The organism is Alphaproteobacteria bacterium (assembly GCA_002869105.1).
GTDB lineage: Bacteria > Pseudomonadota > Alphaproteobacteria > UBA7879 > UBA7879 > UBA7879.
In genome coordinates, this window is sequence record PKTP01000005.1 from 87,372 (window position 1) to 108,673 (window position 21,302).

General features: G+C 42.2%; 14 protein-coding genes. 6 read left to right on the forward strand and 8 right to left on the reverse strand.

The window, feature by feature from the left end:
• The first annotated feature begins 124 nt into the window (after positions 1 to 124).
• The 5 genes from C0582_02800 to C0582_02820 are packed head-to-tail and all read left to right on the forward strand — an operon-like array spanning position 125 to position 7,616.
• The gene (locus C0582_02800) at positions 125 to 1,528 is read left to right on the forward strand and encodes a type VI secretion system baseplate subunit TssK (GenBank protein PLX29929.1); all 1,404 of its coding nucleotides are present in this window, start codon (positions 125 to 127) and stop codon (positions 1,526 to 1,528) included.
• Positions 1,512 to 2,354 carry a hypothetical protein gene (locus C0582_02805; protein ID PLX29930.1) on the forward strand — a complete coding sequence of 281 codons (843 nt, stop codon included), beginning with the start codon at positions 1,512 to 1,514 and terminating at the stop codon, positions 2,352 to 2,354. Before C0582_02800 ends, C0582_02805 begins: the two co-directional genes overlap by 17 nt.
• Positions 2,354 to 5,023, forward strand: a complete 2,670-nt coding sequence (locus tag C0582_02810) for a hypothetical protein (protein PLX29931.1) — start codon at positions 2,354 to 2,356, stop codon at positions 5,021 to 5,023. Before C0582_02805 ends, C0582_02810 begins: the two co-directional genes overlap by 1 nt.
• Positions 4,989 to 6,458 (forward strand): hypothetical protein, encoded by a 1,470-nt coding sequence (locus C0582_02815; GenBank protein ID PLX29932.1) that lies wholly within the window; start codon positions 4,989 to 4,991, stop codon positions 6,456 to 6,458. Before C0582_02810 ends, C0582_02815 begins: the two co-directional genes overlap by 35 nt.
• A gap of 6 nt (positions 6,459 to 6,464) precedes the next feature.
• Positions 6,465 to 7,616, forward strand: coding sequence for a type VI secretion system protein TssA (locus C0582_02820; protein ID PLX29933.1), 1,152 nt, complete (start codon positions 6,465 to 6,467; stop codon positions 7,614 to 7,616).
• A gap of 21 nt (positions 7,617 to 7,637) precedes the next feature.
• On the opposite strand, the gene C0582_02825 is transcribed toward C0582_02820, so the two are convergent.
• The 8 genes from C0582_02825 to C0582_02860 all read right to left on the reverse strand — a co-directional run bounded on the left by C0582_02825 (position 7,638) and on the right by C0582_02860 (position 18,554).
• The gene (locus C0582_02825; GenBank protein PLX29934.1) at positions 7,638 to 10,757 is read right to left on the reverse strand and encodes an MFS transporter; all 3,120 of its coding nucleotides are present in this window, start codon (positions 10,755 to 10,757) and stop codon (positions 7,638 to 7,640) included.
• Positions 10,758 to 10,775: 18 nt separating this feature from the next.
• Entirely contained in the window at positions 10,776 to 11,831 is a 1,056-nt protein-coding gene (locus tag C0582_02830) for a hypothetical protein (GenBank protein ID PLX29935.1), read from the reverse strand.
• A gap of 210 nt (positions 11,832 to 12,041) precedes the next feature.
• Positions 12,042 to 12,839, reverse strand: coding sequence for a short-chain dehydrogenase (locus tag C0582_02835; protein ID PLX29936.1), 798 nt, complete (start codon positions 12,837 to 12,839; stop codon positions 12,042 to 12,044).
• A gap of 82 nt (positions 12,840 to 12,921) precedes the next feature.
• Positions 12,922 to 13,938 (reverse strand): hypothetical protein, encoded by a 1,017-nt coding sequence (locus tag C0582_02840; protein PLX29937.1) that lies wholly within the window; start codon positions 13,936 to 13,938, stop codon positions 12,922 to 12,924.
• Positions 13,935 to 14,393, reverse strand: coding sequence for a hypothetical protein (locus C0582_02845; protein PLX29938.1), 459 nt, complete (start codon positions 14,391 to 14,393; stop codon positions 13,935 to 13,937). The genes C0582_02840 and C0582_02845 overlap by 4 nt, the downstream gene beginning before the upstream one ends.
• Positions 14,394 to 14,451: 58 nt before the next feature.
• On the reverse strand, positions 14,452 to 16,956 hold the full coding sequence (locus C0582_02850) for a leucine--tRNA ligase (protein ID PLX29946.1): 2,505 nt from the start codon (positions 16,954 to 16,956) through the stop codon (positions 14,452 to 14,454).
• Between the two features lie 5 nt (positions 16,957 to 16,961).
• The gene (locus C0582_02855) at positions 16,962 to 17,477 is read right to left on the reverse strand and encodes a DUF3576 domain-containing protein (protein ID PLX29939.1); all 516 of its coding nucleotides are present in this window, start codon (positions 17,475 to 17,477) and stop codon (positions 16,962 to 16,964) included.
• Positions 17,478 to 17,696: 219 nt separating this feature from the next.
• Positions 17,697 to 18,554, reverse strand: coding sequence for a hypothetical protein (locus tag C0582_02860; protein PLX29940.1), 858 nt, complete (start codon positions 18,552 to 18,554; stop codon positions 17,697 to 17,699).
• Positions 18,555 to 18,750: 196 nt separating this feature from the next.
• On the opposite strand from C0582_02860, the gene C0582_02865 reads away from it, so the two are divergent.
• Positions 18,751 to 20,970 (forward strand): hypothetical protein, encoded by a 2,220-nt coding sequence (locus tag C0582_02865; protein ID PLX29941.1) that lies wholly within the window; start codon positions 18,751 to 18,753, stop codon positions 20,968 to 20,970.
• Positions 20,971 to 21,302 lie beyond the last annotated feature (332 nt).

The window sequence follows — 21,302 nt, forward strand, 5'->3', positions numbered from 1 at the left end:
TAAAAAGCTTTGAGTGATTAAAATCATCTTATGTTCTAAAGATCGTGTTAAAGGCTTGTTATTTTGAAAGGAGATCTATAATATTGAGGCTGTTAAGTTGAGATCAAGCTCAGGCAGGAGAGGTATGACAAAATCCATCAAACGCATCCAATGGCATGAAGGAATGCTCCTTGAGCCTCAGCATTTTCAACAACAGGAGCGCTTTAATCTCAACACGCACTTCATTTTTCAATCAACCTCAAATTCTTTTTTTTGGGGGGTAAAATCCATTGAAATTGATGAGGAGTCCCTCGTTTCTGGAAAATTCATTATAAAAAACCTCCTTGCTTTGATGCAAGATGGTAGTGTGGTCGAAGTAACAGAGGAAGATTCTGCTTTACCTGAACTCGATTTAAATAAAGAACAAACAGTTGATTTTAGCACGCCAACATTGATCAATTTATGTATTGTTCAATACAGAGAAGATGCTGCCAATATTCACAACGACTTCCCTCGATACGAATCTGTGGCGGACCAAGATTTTGTCGATGAAAACACCGGCCAATCGCCGATATCCATCCCTCGCCTTAAATACAAAATCACACTCTTGGCTGGAGAAAAGATCTCTCATCGCTATGTCTCTTTCCCAATAGCGCGCATTCAACATAGGGATGACGGCTTTATCAAGGTGCCATATGCCTATCCAAGCCAAGCTGTTTCTTCAAATAATGATCTATATTCTCCTCTGAACGCTATGGTTGCAAACCTAAGAAAGAAACTAAACTTTCTTGCATCAAAAATTCAAACCAGTGGTGGCAGTGAAGACAATACGGTTCTAAAGGCCCTTGTTGATTATTCATTGATTTTAAGCCCGCTGGTGCCGCGTGTTGAAGTGATGCTTGATTCTGAAAATTGTCACCCCTTCTCTTTATATCAAGAGATATGCTTTATTGCTGGGAGTCTCTCTAATTTACGCAGAGAGGCTGTTTGTCCCAAGCTTCCAAAGTATGACCACCTCGATCCTCTAAAATCTTTTAATGAAGTTTTGTCACATATTGAAAATTTTGTTTCTGTCATCCGACAATTTACGACAGAAGTTCAGTTTACTTATAATAAGCAAAGCAAAGTCTTCTCATTAAATGTCACAGAAGATTGGCTTTGGGAAAATAAGATTATTCTGTACTTCTATTATGACGTCAAAGACACGTCTGATGCCGTTTCAAAGTGGATTGAAAATGCTGTTATCACCTCTGAAGAAAAGTTAGATCCAGCCAGAGAAAAGCGGATTTTAGGAGCTAACAGAGAGATTAAGAAATCAATACCCAAAATTGCTCTGCCGGCTCGATCTAATATTGTTTATGCCATATTAGACTTTGAAAAAGAGTTTATTAATCTTAAGCATCCTTTAGTTATCTTTAACTCAACGCCACTTGAATCCGGTGGCCTTATGCCGCAATCCATAACGTTACAAGCTGTTCTTTCTGAGGAATATGAAATGACAGCAGATGATGTGAAAAAAGGTTCTCTCGATCATGCTCAATCAGAATAATTCTTTTATTATCTCTTGCTTTCGGCAGTTTTATCAGCACCTGCTTGTTGAAAAATCTAATATTCTCAAGCACAGCTATGTTGAAGAAGACAAAAACACAGGCGCTGAAACATCTTCAGAAGATGAAAAACCAGACACGGATACAGAAACAGATACAAGTACAGGCACTCCAGGAAACAACGCTCTCGTTGACCAAGTAACACTATCCTTAGAGAGATTGTTTGATCAGCAAATGAAAGAAGCGCATGAACAAGGTGGTCAAATCTTGGGCTCATACTACAAAAAAGCCCAGTATGTTATGGTCGCATTGGCTGATGAAGTTTTTCTTAACCTGGATTGGTTAGAGCGGGAGACATGGGATGACAATCTCTTGGAAATTAAATTTTTCAACACCCGCAATGCTGGGACTGAAGTGTTCAATCGAATTTCAAAACTCTTGCAAGAAAAAGGGGATCGATTTGATAGAGAACTTGGTCAAATTCTGTTCTGGACTCTTGGAGTGGGCTTTTTAGGAAAGTTCAGAGATCAAACAGACAGGAAAGAATTACAAAGTTTCAAAGAGGGGTTATTTCGCTATGTTCTGCTTGAAAAGCCCTTACCTATTGAACAGGCCTCAAAGAAAATATGCCCAGAAGCATACAGAGAAACCGTGTTCAAAGCCATACGGTACTTGCCTTCCCCAAGGTTTTATTTACTAGCGACACTTACAGCTTTGGGTGTTTATATCTTGGCATCAACAGTTGTGTGGAACCGTGAAACCCATATCTTGAATGACAAGTTATCAGAAATATCTTCAGCCATTGAAGAAAATAATCGGAGAGCGTGATGAGTGTTTTTTTCATGATTGTATCAAAATATCTTCCACAGATCTTACTAGGAACAGCTGCTATCTCGCTCATTTTTCTATCGGTGATGGCCATTGTTAATGGTTTTGGGCCTAAAAATTTTCTTAAAGACGATAAAAAAAAGAAAAGTGCTCACCCTGATATTAAAGCACTTCTCAAAACCTACTGGGTGCAGTTTGTCATCTGGCTGAAAAACACATTTGACACCAGAAAACGTAAGCCGCTCTATTTTACGTTTCAGGAGTTCACAAGCTGGTTAAAAAACAATACATACATCAAAGATCCCATCTATAGCTTGCCCTGGTATTTAGCGGTTTCAGATTGCAATTCAAGCAAATCGGATCTCTTTCATTCATTGCCCCTTGAGAAGCCACACGGATATGACACTCAAATTTCTGATGATGATTTGAGCCCCAGCATTAATTGGTGGCTTTATAATCAGGGTGTTGTCATCGATATTGAATCTAGCCTTTTTCTTGATTCAGCCCAACAAACAAAAGACAAAAAGCTGTCATCTCTTCTTTCCAACCTCAACCTTTTTAGGCCAAAAAGACCGCTTGATGGTATTATTTTATTTTTACCAGGGCATTATTTTCATGGCCCAACAACTCTGACATCTAAAGAGCTCAGAGAAAAAAGCGAACACGTTGCCACACAGCTCAGAAAGGTTGAAAAACATACAGGGCTTAAATTACCTGTTTATGTCATCATAACTGGGTGCGAGGAAGTGGCTGGTTTTGAAGGCGTGAGTCAATCTCTCCCTCAAGACAAGATTCAAGAAATTATGGGCTGGTCTTCAGATTATGTCAGCGATACAGAATTTGATCCCAGTTGGATTAAAACAGGATTCGAATCTCTTTTAAACACTCTTAATCGCTTAAGCTTCGGCATTTTTCTTTCACAAAAAACACCCAAAGAATATCGCGATGACAACTTGATTTTTGCCCCCTCTCTCATGAATTTGCAATCTGGTCTCACTGAATACTTAAAAAATTTATTTTCGCAATACAATCTTACGACTCATTACTTTTTCAGGGGTTTTTATTTCACTGGCAATTTTGAAACCAAGGAAAATGAAAACAAAGTATCTATTTTTAATCAGGTTCGTAAAATTCCACTTTTCATGGCTGATCTATTTAAAGCCAAAATTTTTGCAGAATACAATATCGCAACGCCCATTGATCAATTCCTCATTTCATCTAACAGACGCATCAATATATACAAGGCCCTAACAATTATTTTTATTGTTGTTTCCTCTCTGGGCCTATATCTAAGCCACAAACAAATCCGGGCAGATTTAACCCCCATTTTGTCAGATACATCTAAAATTCATCAGACAATTGAAGAAATAAAATCACGGGAAGAATCAAATTATAAAACCAATGTTAATAGAGCTGCGGAGTTCTTCCAAGAAAGCGCCCCACACGTCCTTAATTTGACCGAAAAAATCAGAAACAACAGACTGCAATACTTTTCCATCCCTGCTTCTTGGTTTTCAAGTTTGCCGTTGAAACTTGATCGAATGGCTCTTATTGCCTTTGATCAAATAATCAGTCGCTCGATGTACTTAGAGATGATTATCAGAAGTCACAACATCATTGAGCGCAACATTCCTGCACTGCGGTTGAAAGATAGTCGATCTACAGTTACTCACCCGCTATCAAGTGCAGAGTACCTCGTGCTTCAAGGGTATATCGATGCGCTTTATGCCTTAGAAAAAAATGTATCCATATTTAATAATTTGAACACAAGTCCAGATATTCAGTCATTCTCCAAACTGATCAACTACCTATATAACTTCTTCTACAGCGAGACTTTTTTAAGACAAAACAGCAATTTTATCTTTTCATTGCTGCAAAAAATGAACCTCAAAAAATATGATCTTGCCCGTTATAAAATGAACGCAGAAGAACGGTTCTACAACCTGATGATGAGCTTTGCCCAAAGAATTCTTGATCCTTTGAAAAATTATCATCTGGCCATTAATTTACAAAAATCCATTCAGAAAATCGATGAAGATTATGTAGATGTGCCAACCTTAAGCGACCTTGAAAACATTAAAAAACTCACCTCTGAGTTGATCAGAGTTTTTGACGGTCAGCAGGTTAATTGGCTTGCACACTCTGAATTTAACCCGGGATATGCTTACGCTGAGATGTATAGCAAAACACGAAACATTAGGCTTTTTGACACTGAATTGCTCAATAAAGTGAAGTTAGACATTAACGTCTTATATCAACTGTCACGGGAAAATTTTAAGAACTTTGGAACCCCGATCACAGGATATTTCTTAACAATTAACCCCTCCACAACAGAAATTCATGCCTCGGACAGTCTCAGAGCTTTCAGCAAAAATCTTGAGATATTTTTAAGCCAGCCCTTCATGCAAAAGGCATCAGACACGCAATACATCGATACAATTTCCGATGATAAACTTCTTTATTGGGACAATGATGCCATCGAAATCGCCTTAGAACTTGTTAAAAATTACAAGGGCTATGTTGAGAAAAAACTCGATCAGTTCACCCTTGATCTCAACGAATCCCTCAAACTGTTGGCCAAAAAATCACTGCAAAAAAACATTGCAAATATCATGACCCGCGCCCAAAAAGAGGTTGATCTTAGAACTCTCTCTCCAAACAACCATTGAAGCAAACATTCTCTCTCAAATTGATAACTTGGCGACAGTTGGTCCGAAACTTGTCAAGTTACTGGTTGAACTAGATGGTATTGGGGAAATAGAGCCTTACATGAAGTTACGCCTTCTGATCCAACAACAGCTCACTCAAGCTCTCAAACAGCTTGATAAATTGCTCAAGACGCACAACTACTATCCCCTCGCCTCTGATCAACTGAGCTGGTGGCAAGGAACGGAAGGCCTCGCACTGCAATCCCACGATGTTTCAGAAAAAGAGCTTTTAAAAACAATTTTTGTGAAGAGCACTCAGAATTTATCGCGGTTTGCTATAACCTATTCAAAACCGATTGTTGAACTTCTGAATAACGCCGTCTTTGTTCTAGACACCCCTGACATGGCCCTTCTTGAGAAGTGGTCAACGTTAAACAATGATCTTGTTGATTATCAAAAAAAGAAAGCTGGCAACAGTGTGATGAACCTAGAGAGCTTCATTCTCAAAGATGCCAATACAATCACATTCGAAAATTGCTTCAACAAGGTAAGCCTTAAAAACGTTGCCCAAGAAACCTCAAGCTACTTCAAAACCATTCAGCAGAAAATCGAAAACAATATATATAATCGCTGTAAGGTCAATGCAGCTAAAACAGCGATAGAGGACTATAAAACTCTCTCTTCTTATTTCAACAACAACCTAGCTGGCAAGTTCCCATTCGCCAATAATGTCAATGATACAACCATGGCAAGCAACGAAGTTTCTGAACAAGAAATCAAAAACTTCTTTACTCTTTTTGATAACATTTCTCCCGAGGAACTCAGCACCCTCAACAAAAATAAAATATATGCCAACATGGATGAGGCTCTCAGCTTCTTACAAAATGCTGCAGCTGTTAAAGAGTTTTTAAACACCTACTTCATTCCACAAAAACAAACCGATTCACCTGGCTTAGATTTTGAAGTTCAATTCCGCGCCAATGAATTTAATGAAGTTTACGGTCAATTGGTCATTAATTGGGGTCTCGTTGTTGGAAGTACCACGCTTGAGAGAAAGTCCGGCAGTGTTAAAGGGCGTTGGCAGTATGGGGATGTCACCGCGTTTGCCTTCAGATGGGCCAGCGATGCCGCCCTGCAACCTCTCAGAACATATAATGTATACCCTGCCTACATTACGACCAACAACAGGGCTATTTATATTTACCAAGGGCCTTGGTCTTTACTTCGGGCAATTATGCTAAATCAAGCCAGCCTCAAATCCGGGGCAATGCCGGGGGATAACTCTCTCCTTGAATTTAACGTGCCACTAAGCCGCCTGGCAAATGTTGCCAGTCCAGAAACTACCGCGCGCTTATTTGTTAAAATCAAGCCAAAATCTCTGAAGCCAAATCAAGATCAGGCCTTCAGAATTCCAAAGTTCCCGTATTATGCACCAGTCATCGTCAAGAAGGGTTAGCCAATTATGAGTGACTCTTTATCACTAAAAGATTTGCTTCAACCCATTTCAAAAGATGATCCCTCTGGCCCCTCGCTGCGATATGAAAATATTTATGATGAGATCAGAGAAGCGATGCGCTCAGAAGACTCTAACCTTCCCCAGGGCGTCTGGCAAAGAAAAGTCAAACAACCTGATTGGAAAAAAGCTGAGAAGCTCTGCTTTGATACTTTGGCCAATAAATCAAAGGATCTACAAATAGCGGCATGGCTGATTGAATGCTTGATACACAACAAAGAAACATCTGATATCACCCAGGGGTTTCAGGCGTTTCATGATCTCATGGTTAAATTTTGGGACACCATTCATCCCCAAATCCCTGAAGATGGTGATATTGATTTTAGGCTTTCTCCTTTTATTTGGATCAATGAAAAGCTCTCAATGCACCTTAATGAGATTAAGATCAATACCAAAACAGAAGTTGGCGCAACCATATACACCTTCAATACTTGGATTGAGTTAACCCGCAATCATGATCTCTATCAAGTTGAAGATCGGCCTGAAAAACCAGATGTCATTGATCAACTTGGCAGCAATGACAATCCAACCATCCTTGATTTGCAAACCAACATTGAGAAAACGCCCACTGAATTTTATCAAAATCTTAAAGAGCTGTGCCAGACCATCATTGACATTTGCCAAAGCATTGAAGAGTTCCTTGATCAAAAATTCAAAGATGAATCCATTACATTTTTTAAGGTTAAAAAAACCCTCAAAGATATTTTAATGTTTTGCGGTGAAATTCTTCATAAGCGAACCAACCCGAATGCGGAAGATGCCTCTGAAGAAGGTGATCTGCTCGCTGAAAATGATGAGGCCATCCATACAAAGATCAACGCGCCATTAAACGAACCCTCACCGCCAGAGCAACAAAACCCCTCTCAACCCGTTAATCTAAACATGACTGACTTTAAGACCCGTGATCAAGCCTATGAAATGATTCGAAACGCCTCTGATTATTTAGAAAAAATAGAACCCCATAGCCCGGTGCCCTTCATGATCAAAAAAGCTGTCAGTTTAAGAAACAAGAACTTTGTCGAAATGATGAAAGAATTAAAGGGCGCAGGGGGTGGTTTAGAGAGCCTATGGAATCCAGGGGACAGCAATGGAGATACTTAAAATCCAAATTTCTTTTTCTCTTTAAGCGGTTTTTCTCTTTTTCTGTTCAAATCTTTCTTTCACCTTTAGCGCGCAAGGCGTCAAAACAAGAGTCAGTGGTGACGCAAATAAAACCCCAAAAATAATCGCGTTTGAGAGCTGAATCCACCATTCCGTTGACGGCGCACCATAGGAGATTGATCCATGGATGAAGTCAATGTCCAGCCTCATACGAATCGGCAGCAATCCAAGAATGGTTGTTAATTTTGTCAGTAACACGGGCCGAAGCCTTTGCGCCCCTGTTCTTAAAATCGCCAGAGATTCTTCTTTGGAACTTTTGGCTGTTTTGCGGATATGCATATAGGTATCAATAAAAATGATGTTATTACTCACAATAATTCCTGCAAGGGCAATTACCCCCAAACCTCCCATAACAATTCCAAAGGGCATTCCAGTGATCATCAATCCAATTAAAACGCCAATGGTTGAAAAGACAATGGATGTCAAAACCAGCCCTGCATAAAAGAAATGATTAAACTGGGTCACCAAAATAAGAAAAATTAACAAAACAGCAATGGCAAACGCTGTCAATAAGAAGACGCTATTTTCTTGTTTATCTTCTTCTTCCCCCGTGAATTTAACTTTAACGCGGCTGTCAAAGTTTTGTGTAGCAATCCACTGACGCACTTTCACCACTTCATCACTAACCAGTGACCCTGGCACAATGTTTGCGTTGATGGTAAATGCGCGCATACTATTAATGCGATGAATGGTTCCAATTTTTTGAGCGGGAATAATCTCAGCAAAGTTAACCAATGGTACATCACCCATATCTCCAGTTGGTATTCTTAAATCCCTCATATGGTCAAGGTTTCGATAGGATTTAGGAAACCGTATCACAATATCAACCTCATCACGGAGATGATCGGGCCTGAATTCAGCAACCTTAAGCCCCCGGGTTAACATTTGTGATATGAAGCCCACAGAGGCGATATTCTGTTGAAAGCGCATCGCCTCATCTCGATTCACCTTAACTTGCCATTCAATCCCTGGTAAAGGTTGATCATCGGTCACATCAAGTAAAGTTTTGGATTTCTCCATGTGGGCCTTGATTTGCTTGGTTACTTTTTCCAGAAGAATGGGATCCTGGCTGGATATCTGAATGTTAATGGGTTTTCCCGGGTTGGGGCCGGGCTTCAACTTTTGCAATTCAACAACCACACCTGGGATGACATTTATTTTTTCAAGCGCTCTATTCAACGCCACCTGTGCACGCTCTCTCTTTTTCCAATCCACAAGTTCAACCACAATTTTACCGATGGCATCAGCGGGCCCTTGGCTCACCGACCCCACAGTGGCATAGATATTTTTGAACTCGGGAAATGTCAGAAGATTTTTTTCCATTTCATCAACGATTTTATCCTTTTCATAGATTGAAAGGTTACCCCGGGCAGAGATAAAATAAATGCCTTGATCGGTTTCGATATCAGGGAAGAATTCAACGCCTTTGTTGAAAAAGGAATACAGGGTGAAAATGGTTACCAAAAGACCCGACGCAATAGCAATAACCAGGAGGGGTTTTTTCAAAGCGGCAGAAAGAATGTTCACATACCAACCTGTGATACCGGTCAAAGTATCCAAAGGCCCCTCTTCCGTTGCTTGCATCGCTTCTATTTCTTTTTGATCAGAGATCGATACTTTGCCAAACAGCGTTCCAAGGGTTGGGATAAAAATCAGGGCCATAAACAAGGATGATGTCAGCGTAATAATCAATGTCATCGGCAAATACTTCATAAACTCACCAACAATGCCGGGCCAAAATAAAAGAGGCATAAAAACAACAATCACCGTGACCAGCGACGAAATCACTGGCCAGGCCATCCGCGTTGAAGCCTCTTGATAGGCTTGTTGTTTTGTATACCCGTCAACCATTTTTCGATCTGCATATTCAACAACGATGATGGCGCCATCCACAAGCATCCCAACCGAGAGAATTAAAGAAAATAAAACGATAATATTTAAGGTAATGCCCAATAAGTGCAAAACAAAGAGACTCATTAAAAAAGCACCGGGAACAGCGATTCCCACTAAAAGCGCAGAGCGGAGGCCAAGTGAAAAAATAATCACCAGCATCACCAGTATCACAGCACTGATGATACTGTTTTGAAGTTCGATCAGGCGCCCGATAATTTTCTCCGACTCATCCTGTGAAAAGGTTGCCTGAATCTTCCCTTGCCACGGCATCAACTCTTCCCGAACGACCTCTCGAACCGCATCCACCGTTTCAATGATATTTTCCCCCAGTCTTTTCTTGACCTCCAGAACCACCGTTGACTGGCCATTACTGCGCGCAATTGTCTTTGGATCTTCGTGGGTAATTTTAACCGTTCCAATGTCTTCAAATCTTAAAATGGACTGTCCATCACTTTTGATGGGTAAGGACAAAATTTCCTCGGCTGTCTTAATAAGCCCGGGGACCTTAAGAGAAAAAGACCCCACTTTATTGATGATAGAACCTGACTCCACCAATAAGTGATTTTTTCTGAACTGATCGATCACTTGTGAGAGGTTGATTTGATGCTTAGTCAGACTCTCCGGATTAACTTCAATCTCAACGATTTCTTTACGATCTCCTAAAAGGGTGGCTTCCATCACTTGGCTCAACCCTTCCAAGCGATCCTGTAAATTTCGTCCCACAATATACAGCTGTTTTTCAGGTATGCGGCCTGTCAACTGCACAGAAATCACGGGAAAAAAGCTAACATTGATCTCATCAACAACAGGATAATCCGCATTGCTGGGCAGCTCGCTTTTAGCTAAATCAACTTTGGTGCGAACATCCAATAACAATTTGTCGATATTAAGACCAGCAAAGAACTCAACAATGATATGAGCTCCCCCCGACAAACTTTTTGAAGTCATCTTCTTAAGCCCGGGCAGTGACCGAAGCCTGGCTTCCAGCGGTTTTACCAAAAGTGTTTCGGCATCTTGTGGAGAGATGCCTTGTTGCATCACAGAAACCACCGCCATCGGAATACTGATATCAGGCGCCGCTTCTTTAGGAACCTTTATGTAAGAAATAATCCCTGCAACCATGAAAAACATGAGCAATAAAAGAACCATCCGTTGATAGGTAATGGAAGCTTTAATTAAGGCAATCATCTATCGATCACCATCTGTTTAGTCAGTTACCTTTTCGCCATCCCGGACAAAGTCACCGCCTTGAATAATGATTTTTTCGCCCTTAGACACACCTTGAATCCAGAAAACGTCCCCCTCTATATGAATGATTTTGATGGGCTTAAAGGAGACCGTGCCATTTGCACCTAAGATTTTCACCCCAATCAGAAGATGATCGGCATCATAGCTAATAGCACTCTGAGGCACCGAAACGGCTTCTTGTTGATCATAGAACACTCTCACTTTGACAGAAACACCGGCCTGGAATCGATTGTCAGGGTTGGAAAACAACATAGTCATTCGATATTTTTGCGTTTGTTTATTAGTTTCTGGCTTTACAAAGTTTAAAGCTGAGTGAATCACCTCACCAGTATCAAAAATAATATCAGCTTTCAGGCCTTCGTGCATGAAGGGAATTTGTTTTTGGTTAGCATGGATTTCAACTTCAAGGGGATCGAGCTGGATAAAATACCCACAAATAGCCTGACTGGGCCCTTGATAATTCATGGTATCTCCAACCTTAACCAAATATTCACTCACACTGCCTTTAAAAGGCGCATATATCGCACGATCACTCAGACTTACTTTTGCTAAATGTAAATTATATTCCGCTTTTTTAACGTCTGAACGCGCCGTCAAAAGATTGGCTTTTGAGATATATCCTTTTTCAAAAAGCTTCGAATACCCTTCATGATATATTTTCGCCTTTTCCAAAGCCGCTTCTTTATCAATCACATTTTGTTTTTTCGAGCCCTTAGATAAATCAATGAGCTTCACCTTTCTCTCAACAATTTTACCTTCTGGAACTAAGATCTTTCTCACAGTGCCACCGCTTTGGGGGTGAAGCGCCACGCGCAATGAAGGCACTGTAACGCCATTAAATAAAACGAACGGCTGGATCTTTTGCTCTTTTGCAACTTGTGTCTTAACTTTAAAAAGAGCCCGAGATGCGTGCGCAGAAGCATTGTTCTCTTTGGTCTGTTTTGGAATCAAAAACCACAAAACCAGCAGGGCACAGGCACCCAGAGCAATTAGTATTTTTTTCTTGGAATTCATTGTTATCTCAAATCGTTGTTAATAAAGTATCATATGTTGCATACCCTGTGAATAGCGCAGCACGTGCGCCAACACAGACGTAGGAAAAAATAGTCTCATTAGAAAGTGATCTTTTTGAAAATCACCTTAACCTTTATGTGTTTAAATTTTTCTTCATAAAAACACAGGAACTGGCGTCAGCATCACCCTAAAAATTTTCACTCCTTGAAGCTATGGTTTTTTGGGCGCAGCTTGACTGCCAGCCAGAATACCACCATCAATGGTTAATTCAGAGCCGGTTATGTATTTCGACTCATCCGATCCCAGGTATAAAACCGCGTTGGCAACGTCGATCGGCTCTCCCATGTGACCCAGAGGAATTCCTTGGCTGACTATTTCTATTATTTGCCTCCGCTTTTCCTCATTCTCACCAAGCATTGGGTCCCACAGCGGGGTCAAAATAGCGCCGGGATGCAGTGAATTACATCGAATTTTATAGCCCTGTTCAGCACAATATAAAGAAACTGTTTTGGTATGGTTGCGGATGGCAGCTTTACTTGACGCATAGGCACTAGCACCCGGTATGCCAACCATGCCAGATCTGGAAGACATATTAATAATAGATCCTCCCTTCTTTTTCATCATTGCTATCCCGTACTTGCAGCCAAGAAAAACGCTATCTAAATTAACCTTATGAACCGTGTGCCATGCATCTAACGTGGTATGCTCTGGATCCTGGGGACCAAGATTCTCATTCAATCCTGTAATGCCCGCATTATTAAACAAGACATCCAACCTGCCAAATTTTTCATCTATGGATGCTTTCAATTGCTGCCATTGCTCCTCATCGGATACATCCATCGCGTAAAAGGACCCTTGCAACTGGTCTGCCAGAGCTTCGCCCGTGGTATCCAAATCAGCAATGATAATATGAGCTCCATGCGCTGATAATAGCTCGGCTGTTTTAGCGCCAATCCCCCGAGATCCTCCGGTTATAAGCGCGATTTTATTTTCTAAGCGTGTTGTCATGGTCAATCCTTATCTTTGCACTTTAAGACGATCAGCTAGGCCTGCTTACATGAGCCAGTAATCATCGTAACATTTTAAAACTTTAAGACCTCAAAGATATAAGCTGTGAAATGGTCTGCATCATATAGGTTTCAGCCTGGAGCCAGCTATTTTTTTTAATGACTTGCTCCATCTCATGGATCCGTTCTATCACCTTGAAGCACTCCGCCTCACACCACAGTTTTGCAGAAGGGGCTATTTTCTTCAGTTGATAGGGCATAAAAGGAGGAACAACCTCTTGCCGATTGGCCTCTTGAATCGAAAGCCCCTTTTTTAATCCAACTATTAATCCCAACCACCGTTGCATAAAAACCCCTAATAAGCGCAACTGCGAAATTACCGAATGACCATCTCTGAAAAGCCATTTCAACTCTCGCAAACACGCCTGGGCGTGTCGCGCTAGAAAAGCATGTAAGAAAACATCAAACTGTCCGTGTTTACTGGGTGAAACAACAGCGCGGACTTCATCTTCGCTCACACAGCCAGTCTCATTGATCCCCTTCAAAATCTCTGCCACACTTGTAAAATGATACAGTTGATCTGTTAAAAGATAGGCCAACACCGATAAAGCCGTGGGATCAATATCCAGGCCATAATTGGTTTTCAACAGGGATCGAACAACCAGCGCAAGCTCATGATCACTGGGCGCATAACACCCGCAAGAAATCAAAGTCGGCCGCTGATCAAATAGCTTTCTCAGTTTCGAGGCAGGCTTTAAATAATTGGCCTGGCAGATAAACCTGATGTCCGTTTCTTTATCCGTCACATTCTCGAGATAATCCTCTATCTCTGGGACGATTTTGTCCGTACACCCTTGAATAATAAGATGAGCTCTTTTTTGAAACATCGACTCTTGCGATAAGTGGCTTACCAGCGATTTTCCTTTACCCAGCAGGGTATCTTGGCGCACCACTTGAAGGGGTTCCAAGGAAACTTTTGAAAGAAAAACACGTTGATAAAATTCAACCAAGCCAAAGTCATCTGCATAAAAAAGATAGCCCTGTGCCGTCGTCAGTTGGGTGGCTGAGAGCCCTCCAAGCTTATAGCTTGGAATGATCATGTCACGGGGGCTTCTGGGAGAGACTCGGGGTGCTTCATAAAGTAATTGGCAATATCCACTCGCAGATCGCGCGCCACCAAAAGAACGGCATCCATCTTGACGCGTTCCGCCGAGATGATTGTTCCAAAGCTGCTGGCTGTCGAAACTGTGTAATACCCTTGGCGGCTCAGGCTTCCAGAAGTTAGGATTTTTTGATTTTCAACATCATACAATGTGTACTTAGCAGTCACAGTCACATTTTTTCGACCTGCCGTTTGGTCAGACAAGTAGGACATATTGCGATCAGAGCTTGAGGTGGTCACGCGCAATTCATAGCGTTTGACATCTGATGGGCCCTCTACATAGAACATTTTTTTCAATTCATTCCGCATAATCTGCCCCTCACGGTTTGCAATCACGGGAATGTCTGTTTGCTGAAAAGCTTTAAGAATCTCACCGTTTTCACTGGACAACATAGGCTTAAAGCCACACTGGCTCAAAGCAACTGCTACACCTATTACTATCAATGTCTTTTTAAACAACAAAACTGATCACCTTATTTGGCACAACTATAGTCTTACGAATCTCTCGATTTTCCAAGTATTTTTTAACATTATTATCACAAATAGCCTGCTCAATGATTTGTTCTTGGTCAAGGCTTGGATCGACATCAATCTTGGCGCGGACTTTTCCATTCACTTGAACCGCATAACAAACAGACATTTTAACAATGCAGCTCTCATCTACGATTGGCCACTCAACCGTTGCAAGCTCTGTATTAAATCCAAGGCGCTGCCAAAGCTCCGATGTGATGTGGGGAACTATCGGAAATAAAAGCTGTAAAACAACCTGACACCCAAAGTGAAATGTTTTTTCTGAGAGGGTCTCTTGATTTTGTCCCAGGTCATTGGTCAACTCTCGAATCCGGGCAATCCCTTTATTAATGTGAAAAGCGTCGAAGTGGTGCGACACATCCCGAATGGTTTCATGAATAGAGGAAAGAGTCTGACGCTCCAAAGCCTCGTTCAGCGCGCCATGATTAGCCGAGTGCTGACACAAGCGCCACAAACGATTCAAATACTTCCACGCCCCGTGAATACCTGTTTCTGTCCAATCAAAATCTTTATCAGGCGGGCTATCCGATAACACAAACAACCGCGCTGCATCTGCGCCATAGGCATCGATAATACCTTCGGGGTCAACCACATTCAGTTTTGATTTACTCATCTTCTCCGTTGATCCAACGATCGCAAGGTCTCCCGTTGTCCGTTCAACCAACTGTCCATCTTGAATCGTCACTTCCTCTGGGCTCAGCCATTCACCTTGAGCATTTTTATAAGTCTCATGGCATACCATTCCTTGCGTCATTAAACGCTGAAATGGCTCTGATAAGTCAATCAATCCACAATCTCTCAATGCCTTTGTCATAAAGCGGGCATAGAGCAAGTGCATCACAGCGTGTTCAATGCCGCCAATATATTGATTAACAGGCAACCATTTCTGAACAGCGGCTGCATCCAAGGGTGTTTCAGCGTGTGGATTAACCAACCTTAAAAAATACCAAGATGAGTCAACAAATGTATCTAGAGTATCGGTTTCCCGCGTAGCCGTTTGTCCACATTTTGGACATGACACATGCTTCCAAGAGGGGTGCGTTTCAAGGGGGTTTCCAGCTTTATTCAGCGTCAAATCTTCTGGTAAAGTCACGGGCAAGCGTGTTTCAGGCACCACGCCACATGTTTGACAATACACCATGGGAATCGGACAGCCCCAATATCGTTGTCTCGACACACCCCAATCTCGCAGTCGATAGGTGGTTTTTTGATTCCCTTTTCCCATCTCTTGTAGTTTTTGAATAGAGGTCTCGATGGCCTCAGTAATCGTCAATCCATTTAAAAAACCAGAATTAACTAACTGACCCGTTCCTACATAGGGCAACTTTTCAGAGCTAGAATCTTGAGACGCGACCACTGGCTTAATGGCAATATTATATTTTTGCGCAAATAGATAGTCGCGCTCATCATGAGCCGGGCAGCCAAAAACAGCGCCGGTGCCATAATCCATCAATACATAGTTCACAATATAAACGGGAATATAGTCAGTGCTGAATGGATTTAAAACGGAGAGACCTGTCAGCCCACCCTCTTTCTCCATGGTGTCGAGCGTACGTTGACTGGTATCTTGCTTTTCACATTTCTTGATAAAGGCCGCAACCTCTGGCTGTGTTTGGCTTAGTTTTAAAGCCAATGGATGTTCCGCCGACAATCCAATAAAGGTCCCCCCAAATAAAGTATCAGGCCGCGTTGTATAAACGTCAATGGATTCGTCGCTGTTTTCAATTTGAAACTGAATCGTCGCGCCAGTTGATTTCCCAATCCACTTTTCCTGCATCACCCGAACTTTTTCCGGCCATCCATCCAGGGTTTTTAAATCCTCCAAAAGCTCATCGGCATAAGCTGAGATGCGGAAAAACCATTGTGTTAACTTCTTTTTTTCAACGGGGGCACCTGATCGCCACCCTTTGCCATCAATTACCTGTTCATTGGCCAAAACCGTTTGCTCAACCGGGTCCCAATTGACCGATGATTCTTTTTGATAAACCAACCCCTTTTCATACATCGCGATAAAAAGTTTTTGTTGTTGGGCATAATAGGAAACATCGCAGGTAGAAACTTCATGGGACCAATCATAACTAATCGCCAATCTCTTGAGTTGATCCCGCATGGCGGCAATGTTTTTTTCTGTCCAGTCTTTTGGATTAACCTTGTGCTTGATCGCAGCATTTTCTGCCGGCAAGCCAAATGAATCCCAGCTGGGGGGATGCAAAACAGCAAACCCCTGCTTGCGCTTAAACCGGGCAATCAAGTCACCCAAAGCATAGTTTCGGGCGTGCCCCATATGAAGCCGCCCCGATGGATAAGGCATCATCTCCAAAACATAATATAAAGGACCACAGGTTGATTCATCGATCTGCTCAGGCTGATCGGCACATTTTTTTTGCCACTTTTTTTCAAGAGAAATCGGGTTGTATTTATCCATCATTTTTAAGACTTTTTAATGCGTGATTCTTGCTTAAGCTCGCGGGCCCGGTTCAAAATTGTTTCTTCAAGCTGCTCGTTCATCTCTTGATCAACTTGTGCCGTTGTCCACCCCTTGCCGGCTTGATACACTTCTTTAAACACAGAAACTTTAATGCCATCGGCACGCAGCACATGGTCCAGAACAAGCACCGTTATTTTAAACCGCTCTGTATCTTTTTCCGCAGGCTGGTACCAGTCGGTAGTGATCACACCGGTAAAGGGTTCAACTTGCGCCAACGGCATAAAGGAAATCACATCCAAACTGGCCCGCCATAGATAAGCATTCACCTTAATCACACCGCCAGGAGCGCTTTTTTGAGTGCCAAGGGTAACCCCCCCTTCTCCAAACACACGGTCAGGATGCTTAACATCTTCCCTCTCCCAAGAATTCATCGGAGCATACCGTTCGGATCGCTGCGTGGTGCCAGCATCACATTGAGCCAGTAAAACCAAACTGAACAAGGGGATCATCATTCTCATTTTTACAACCTTAACTAAATTCTTAACATGTTTTTAACCCATCCGACGCCATAGGTGAAGCATAAATCATCTTCGAAGCGCCTTTTAATAACCTTGGTGAACCGCCTCTCATTGTTGTTGGATATCCTGCAAAACAGTCGGCGCCATAAAAAAGCACCATGCTGGGTCTCATAGTGCTTGATTGATCGGAGGAAACCTTAATTTCAGTTAAAGAGGTCACTAACCACAGTGGAAGACCATAGTGTCATCCTGGGCTCTTCTTGAAGGTTCATCTGCTGCAGATGCAGGTTCTGGTTTTTTCGACGCTTTTTTAGCTTCTTCAAGCTCTTTTCTCGCAGTTGCAAGCTCATCTTGCAATTTTTGCAGATCTGCGCGATGGAGTTTATTAGCTTTTGCTATCACTCCTTCAACGGCGGCCTTCTTAGCTTCTTCAGCTGCTGTATTATCTTCTGCTAGCGCTGCTTCAACGGCGGCTTTCTTAGCTTCTTCTGCTGCTGTGTTAGCTTCTGCTAGCGCTGCTTTGGCTGCTTTCTCTTCATCAAGGGCCTTTGTTAATGTCTCCAAGGAGTGATTTTTTTCGTCAACAACATTGCTAAGGTCAAGAATTTTGCAATGAGCTTTCAATCCTTCAACCCAACCATCAACAACAGATGCCAATGAATATGGCTTTGCAAGGGCTGCAAAAACCGCACCAAGTTGACCATCTTTGTAAGCATCTTCTTGACTGTTAAAATGCAGTCTTTTTTCTTCGGCAATCCAGTCAGGCTTACTTGCAGCCGCTTGAATTTTTTCTAGATTTCCTAACAACCCATTTGACCAATCGATATCGCCGGCTACTTCTGCATATTTGGCGTTTACATCTTCTGCACCAAAAATGTTTTCCAGCTTCTTGGTGATCGCACCCGCAGCTGTCGGAACACCCTCAAATCCTGATTTTGATGACGCAAATGTTTTAAGGGCATCTAAGTTCGTTTTGAAAGAAGTTCTGTCTTCTTGGCTCTCTAAAGGAAATTTCATTGCCTGCGCAAGGTTCAAACACCCCATCGCAAACAGTGTTAATAGTATTTTTTTATTCATTTTACTTTCTCTCTTTTGTTTACATTAATTTCACATATATAAATTATTAATTTTTTTTCAAGTTTAAATTAATATTGTAATCATTGTTGACACATATTTATTCTAAAAAATTCAAAGGTAACAGATTGATAACTCTATTTTAAACGATATGATTATTTTTTCATTGTGAATTTTGACAAAATTCAAAAAACCTGTAATGTTGGAGCGCATGCAAGACAAAAAACTCGGCACTTTTTTTGGTATTTTTATTCCCAACGTCACCATGATGTTTGGGGTCATTATCTTTCTGAGGCTCTCAGTTGTCACTGGAACAATCGGGTTTGGACAGGTGTGCCTGATTTATCTCATGTCTCTGGCTCTTATGCTAATCACATCGGCCTCGACCACCATGCTTGCCAGTAATATGGAAGTTGGTGCAGGCGGGGTCTACTATATCATTGCCCGCTCATTAGGGCTCAAAATTGGGGGTGCCGTGGGATTGGCCACCTTCATGACCCAAATCTTGACCATTTCTTTTTGCACAACCGCTTTTTCATATACCATTGTCAGCCTATTTCCATCGCTATCCTTAACACTGGTTGAAGTTTTAACATTGATTCTACTGACCGTTGTTTCCAGTTATTCAGCGCGCGCTGCTCTCAAAGCCCAGGGCTTTATCATGTTGATTCTCATGATTGCTATTGTCTCTATTATCGTGGGCACAACCCAAAACGTTCCCAATCCTCCTGTGGATGCAAAACCATTTTTTGATCATACCTTTGGTTTTTGGCAAGCGTTTGCTGTCCTTTACAGTGCTCTGACGGGGATCGAAGCGGGGATGGCGCTTTCAGGCACTCTTAAAAATCCAAGTCGTTCCTTGAAAATCGGCAACCCTACTTCCTTAATTTTCGTCTTCGTAACCTACATCGTCTTAGCCGGTTTAGCTGACCATTACTTTACGCGTGAAACGTTGATGTCTGATCCCTTCCTCTTTCGGAAAATTTCTTGGCCGCTTGGCATTGTTACCGTTGGCGTGTGCGCAGCAACCATCTCAAGCGCGCTGGGCGCGATCTTAGGAGGCCCCCGCATTTTGCAAAGCCTCAGTCAAGATAAAATCACCCCTCAGATTTTTGCGCGCACGTATGGCCCCTTAAAGGAACCTCGGTATGCGATCATTTTCACTTTTATCATCTCTCTTAGCCTGGTTTTAAGCACCGACATTGATCAAATTATTCCCATCTACACCATGATTTGTTTAATCAATTATGGTCTTTTAAACCTAACGGCCTTTATATCCAATAAAATCAATGCCCCAAGTTGGCGGCCAACCTATCGCCTTCCTGTATTTCTGCCCCTCATTGGTTTCATCATGTGCGCCATGTTCATGTTTATGATCAGCCCGGCTTGGGGATTTACAGCCATCACGGTTGTGGGCCTGATTTATTTACTGCTTCGTCGTAACGAATATGCCTCTGAAATTTCGGGCATTCGACGCAGCGTTTGGTTTTGGCTCATGCGCAAAGGGCTGTATCTTCTTGATTCCGAAGAAGAAGACATTTCAACCTGGCATCCAACGTTGATGGTGCTGTCCATTTCCCCCAGCAGCTATCCTCGCATGGTGAAGCTGGCTAAAACCCTAACCGATGATAATGGCTTGCTCATCTTTGGCGTTGTGCTGCCAACGTCCTGGAACACCTCTGATCGCCTGTCTTGGAACAAAAAAGCGCTGATATCAAATTTTGAAGAGCAAAAAGTAAAATGCTTGGTGACAACCCATACATCAGATTCGCCGTATCAAGGTTTTATTAATCTAACCCAAACCCATGGAATTGGCCATTTAGAGCCAAATACCATGATGCTTCCCATCACAAGTTTAGAAGACATCAATCACGAGCTGCTCGGTTTAATTAAGACATGCTATTCCACCAACAAAAACCTGCTGATCTACTACCCGCAGCAAAGTAATGATATCAGCACGCATTTCAATAAGAAAACGACCTCCAAAAAAGTGATTGATCTCTGGTGGAACTCGGAAGATCGGGCCAGCACAGACCTGATGATGAATTTCATTGAGATTCTCTCGGAGTCATCGTTTTGGCGTCGCTCTAAAATTTACCTGAATGCACTGGCTGAAAGCGATGATCAAGAACAAAGCCTGAATGATTTTCTAAAAGGGCTGGTTAAGCTCAACCGCCTTAAGATCAAAGTCAGGGTCCATCAAACCGATAAGGATTCATGTGAGATTGAAAACATCCTCGATCGTTCTGATAAAGAAGATGTGACATTGCAAGTTCTCCCCGCTTATGATCCCACCCACTCCGATGAAGCTTACCTTGCCAAGCTGCATAATGTTATCCAAAAATCACAGACCATGAGCAGCGACTGTTTGTTTATCAGTAAGTATGACACCATCGATCATGGTATGTTGCTGAAATAGCTTAAGCCCCTCAACTGTGGTAGCAATCTTCTGTCCCTAAATAATCGTCATTGCGAAGGAGCATCGCGACTGCTGCAATCTCATCCCTTATAATTAGATCCTCACGTCGCTGCGCTTCTCAGGATGACGTTCCCGTTTGTCATTGCGAGGCGGCATGTAATGCCAACGTGGCAATCTCTCTAGATCCTCACGTCGGAACAGGGTTCCTCCTCAGGATGACGTCCCTCTTGCCCTTGCAAGGAGGCCTTTGGGCCAACGCAGCAATCTCCTTCCTCAACCTAGATCCTCACGCCGCTGCGCTTCTCAGGATGACGTTCCCGTTTGTCATTGCG

What these genes read in the sequence shown, in the direction of transcription:
- C0582_02810 (PLX29931.1), top strand. Translation starts at nt 2,354, where the DNA reads ATGAGTGTTTTTTTCATGATTGTATCAAAATATCTTCCACAGATCTTA.
- C0582_02820 (PLX29933.1), top strand. Translation starts at nt 6,465, where the DNA reads ATGAGTGACTCTTTATCACTAAAAGATTTGCTTCAACCCATTTCAAAA.
- C0582_02850 (PLX29946.1), bottom strand. Translation starts at nt 16,956, where the DNA reads ATGGATAAATACAACCCGATTTCTCTTGAAAAAAAGTGGCAAAAAAAA.
- C0582_02800 (PLX29929.1), top strand. Translation starts at nt 125, where the DNA reads ATGACAAAATCCATCAAACGCATCCAATGGCATGAAGGAATGCTCCTT.
- C0582_02830 (PLX29935.1), bottom strand. Translation starts at nt 11,831, where the DNA reads ATGAATTCCAAGAAAAAAATACTAATTGCTCTGGGTGCCTGTGCCCTG.
- C0582_02845 (PLX29938.1), bottom strand. Translation starts at nt 14,393, where the DNA reads ATGTTGTCCAGTGAAAACGGTGAGATTCTTAAAGCTTTTCAGCAAACA.
- C0582_02835 (PLX29936.1), bottom strand. Translation starts at nt 12,839, where the DNA reads ATGACAACACGCTTAGAAAATAAAATCGCGCTTATAACCGGAGGATCT.
- C0582_02840 (PLX29937.1), bottom strand. Translation starts at nt 13,938, where the DNA reads ATGATCATTCCAAGCTATAAGCTTGGAGGGCTCTCAGCCACCCAACTG.
- C0582_02805 (PLX29930.1), top strand. Translation starts at nt 1,512, where the DNA reads ATGCTCAATCAGAATAATTCTTTTATTATCTCTTGCTTTCGGCAGTTT.
- C0582_02860 (PLX29940.1), bottom strand. Translation starts at nt 18,554, where the DNA reads ATGAATAAAAAAATACTATTAACACTGTTTGCGATGGGGTGTTTGAAC.
- C0582_02825 (PLX29934.1), bottom strand. Translation starts at nt 10,757, where the DNA reads ATGATTGCCTTAATTAAAGCTTCCATTACCTATCAACGGATGGTTCTT.
- C0582_02865 (PLX29941.1), top strand. Translation starts at nt 18,751, where the DNA reads ATGTTGGAGCGCATGCAAGACAAAAAACTCGGCACTTTTTTTGGTATT.
- C0582_02855 (PLX29939.1), bottom strand. Translation starts at nt 17,477, where the DNA reads ATGAGAATGATGATCCCCTTGTTCAGTTTGGTTTTACTGGCTCAATGT.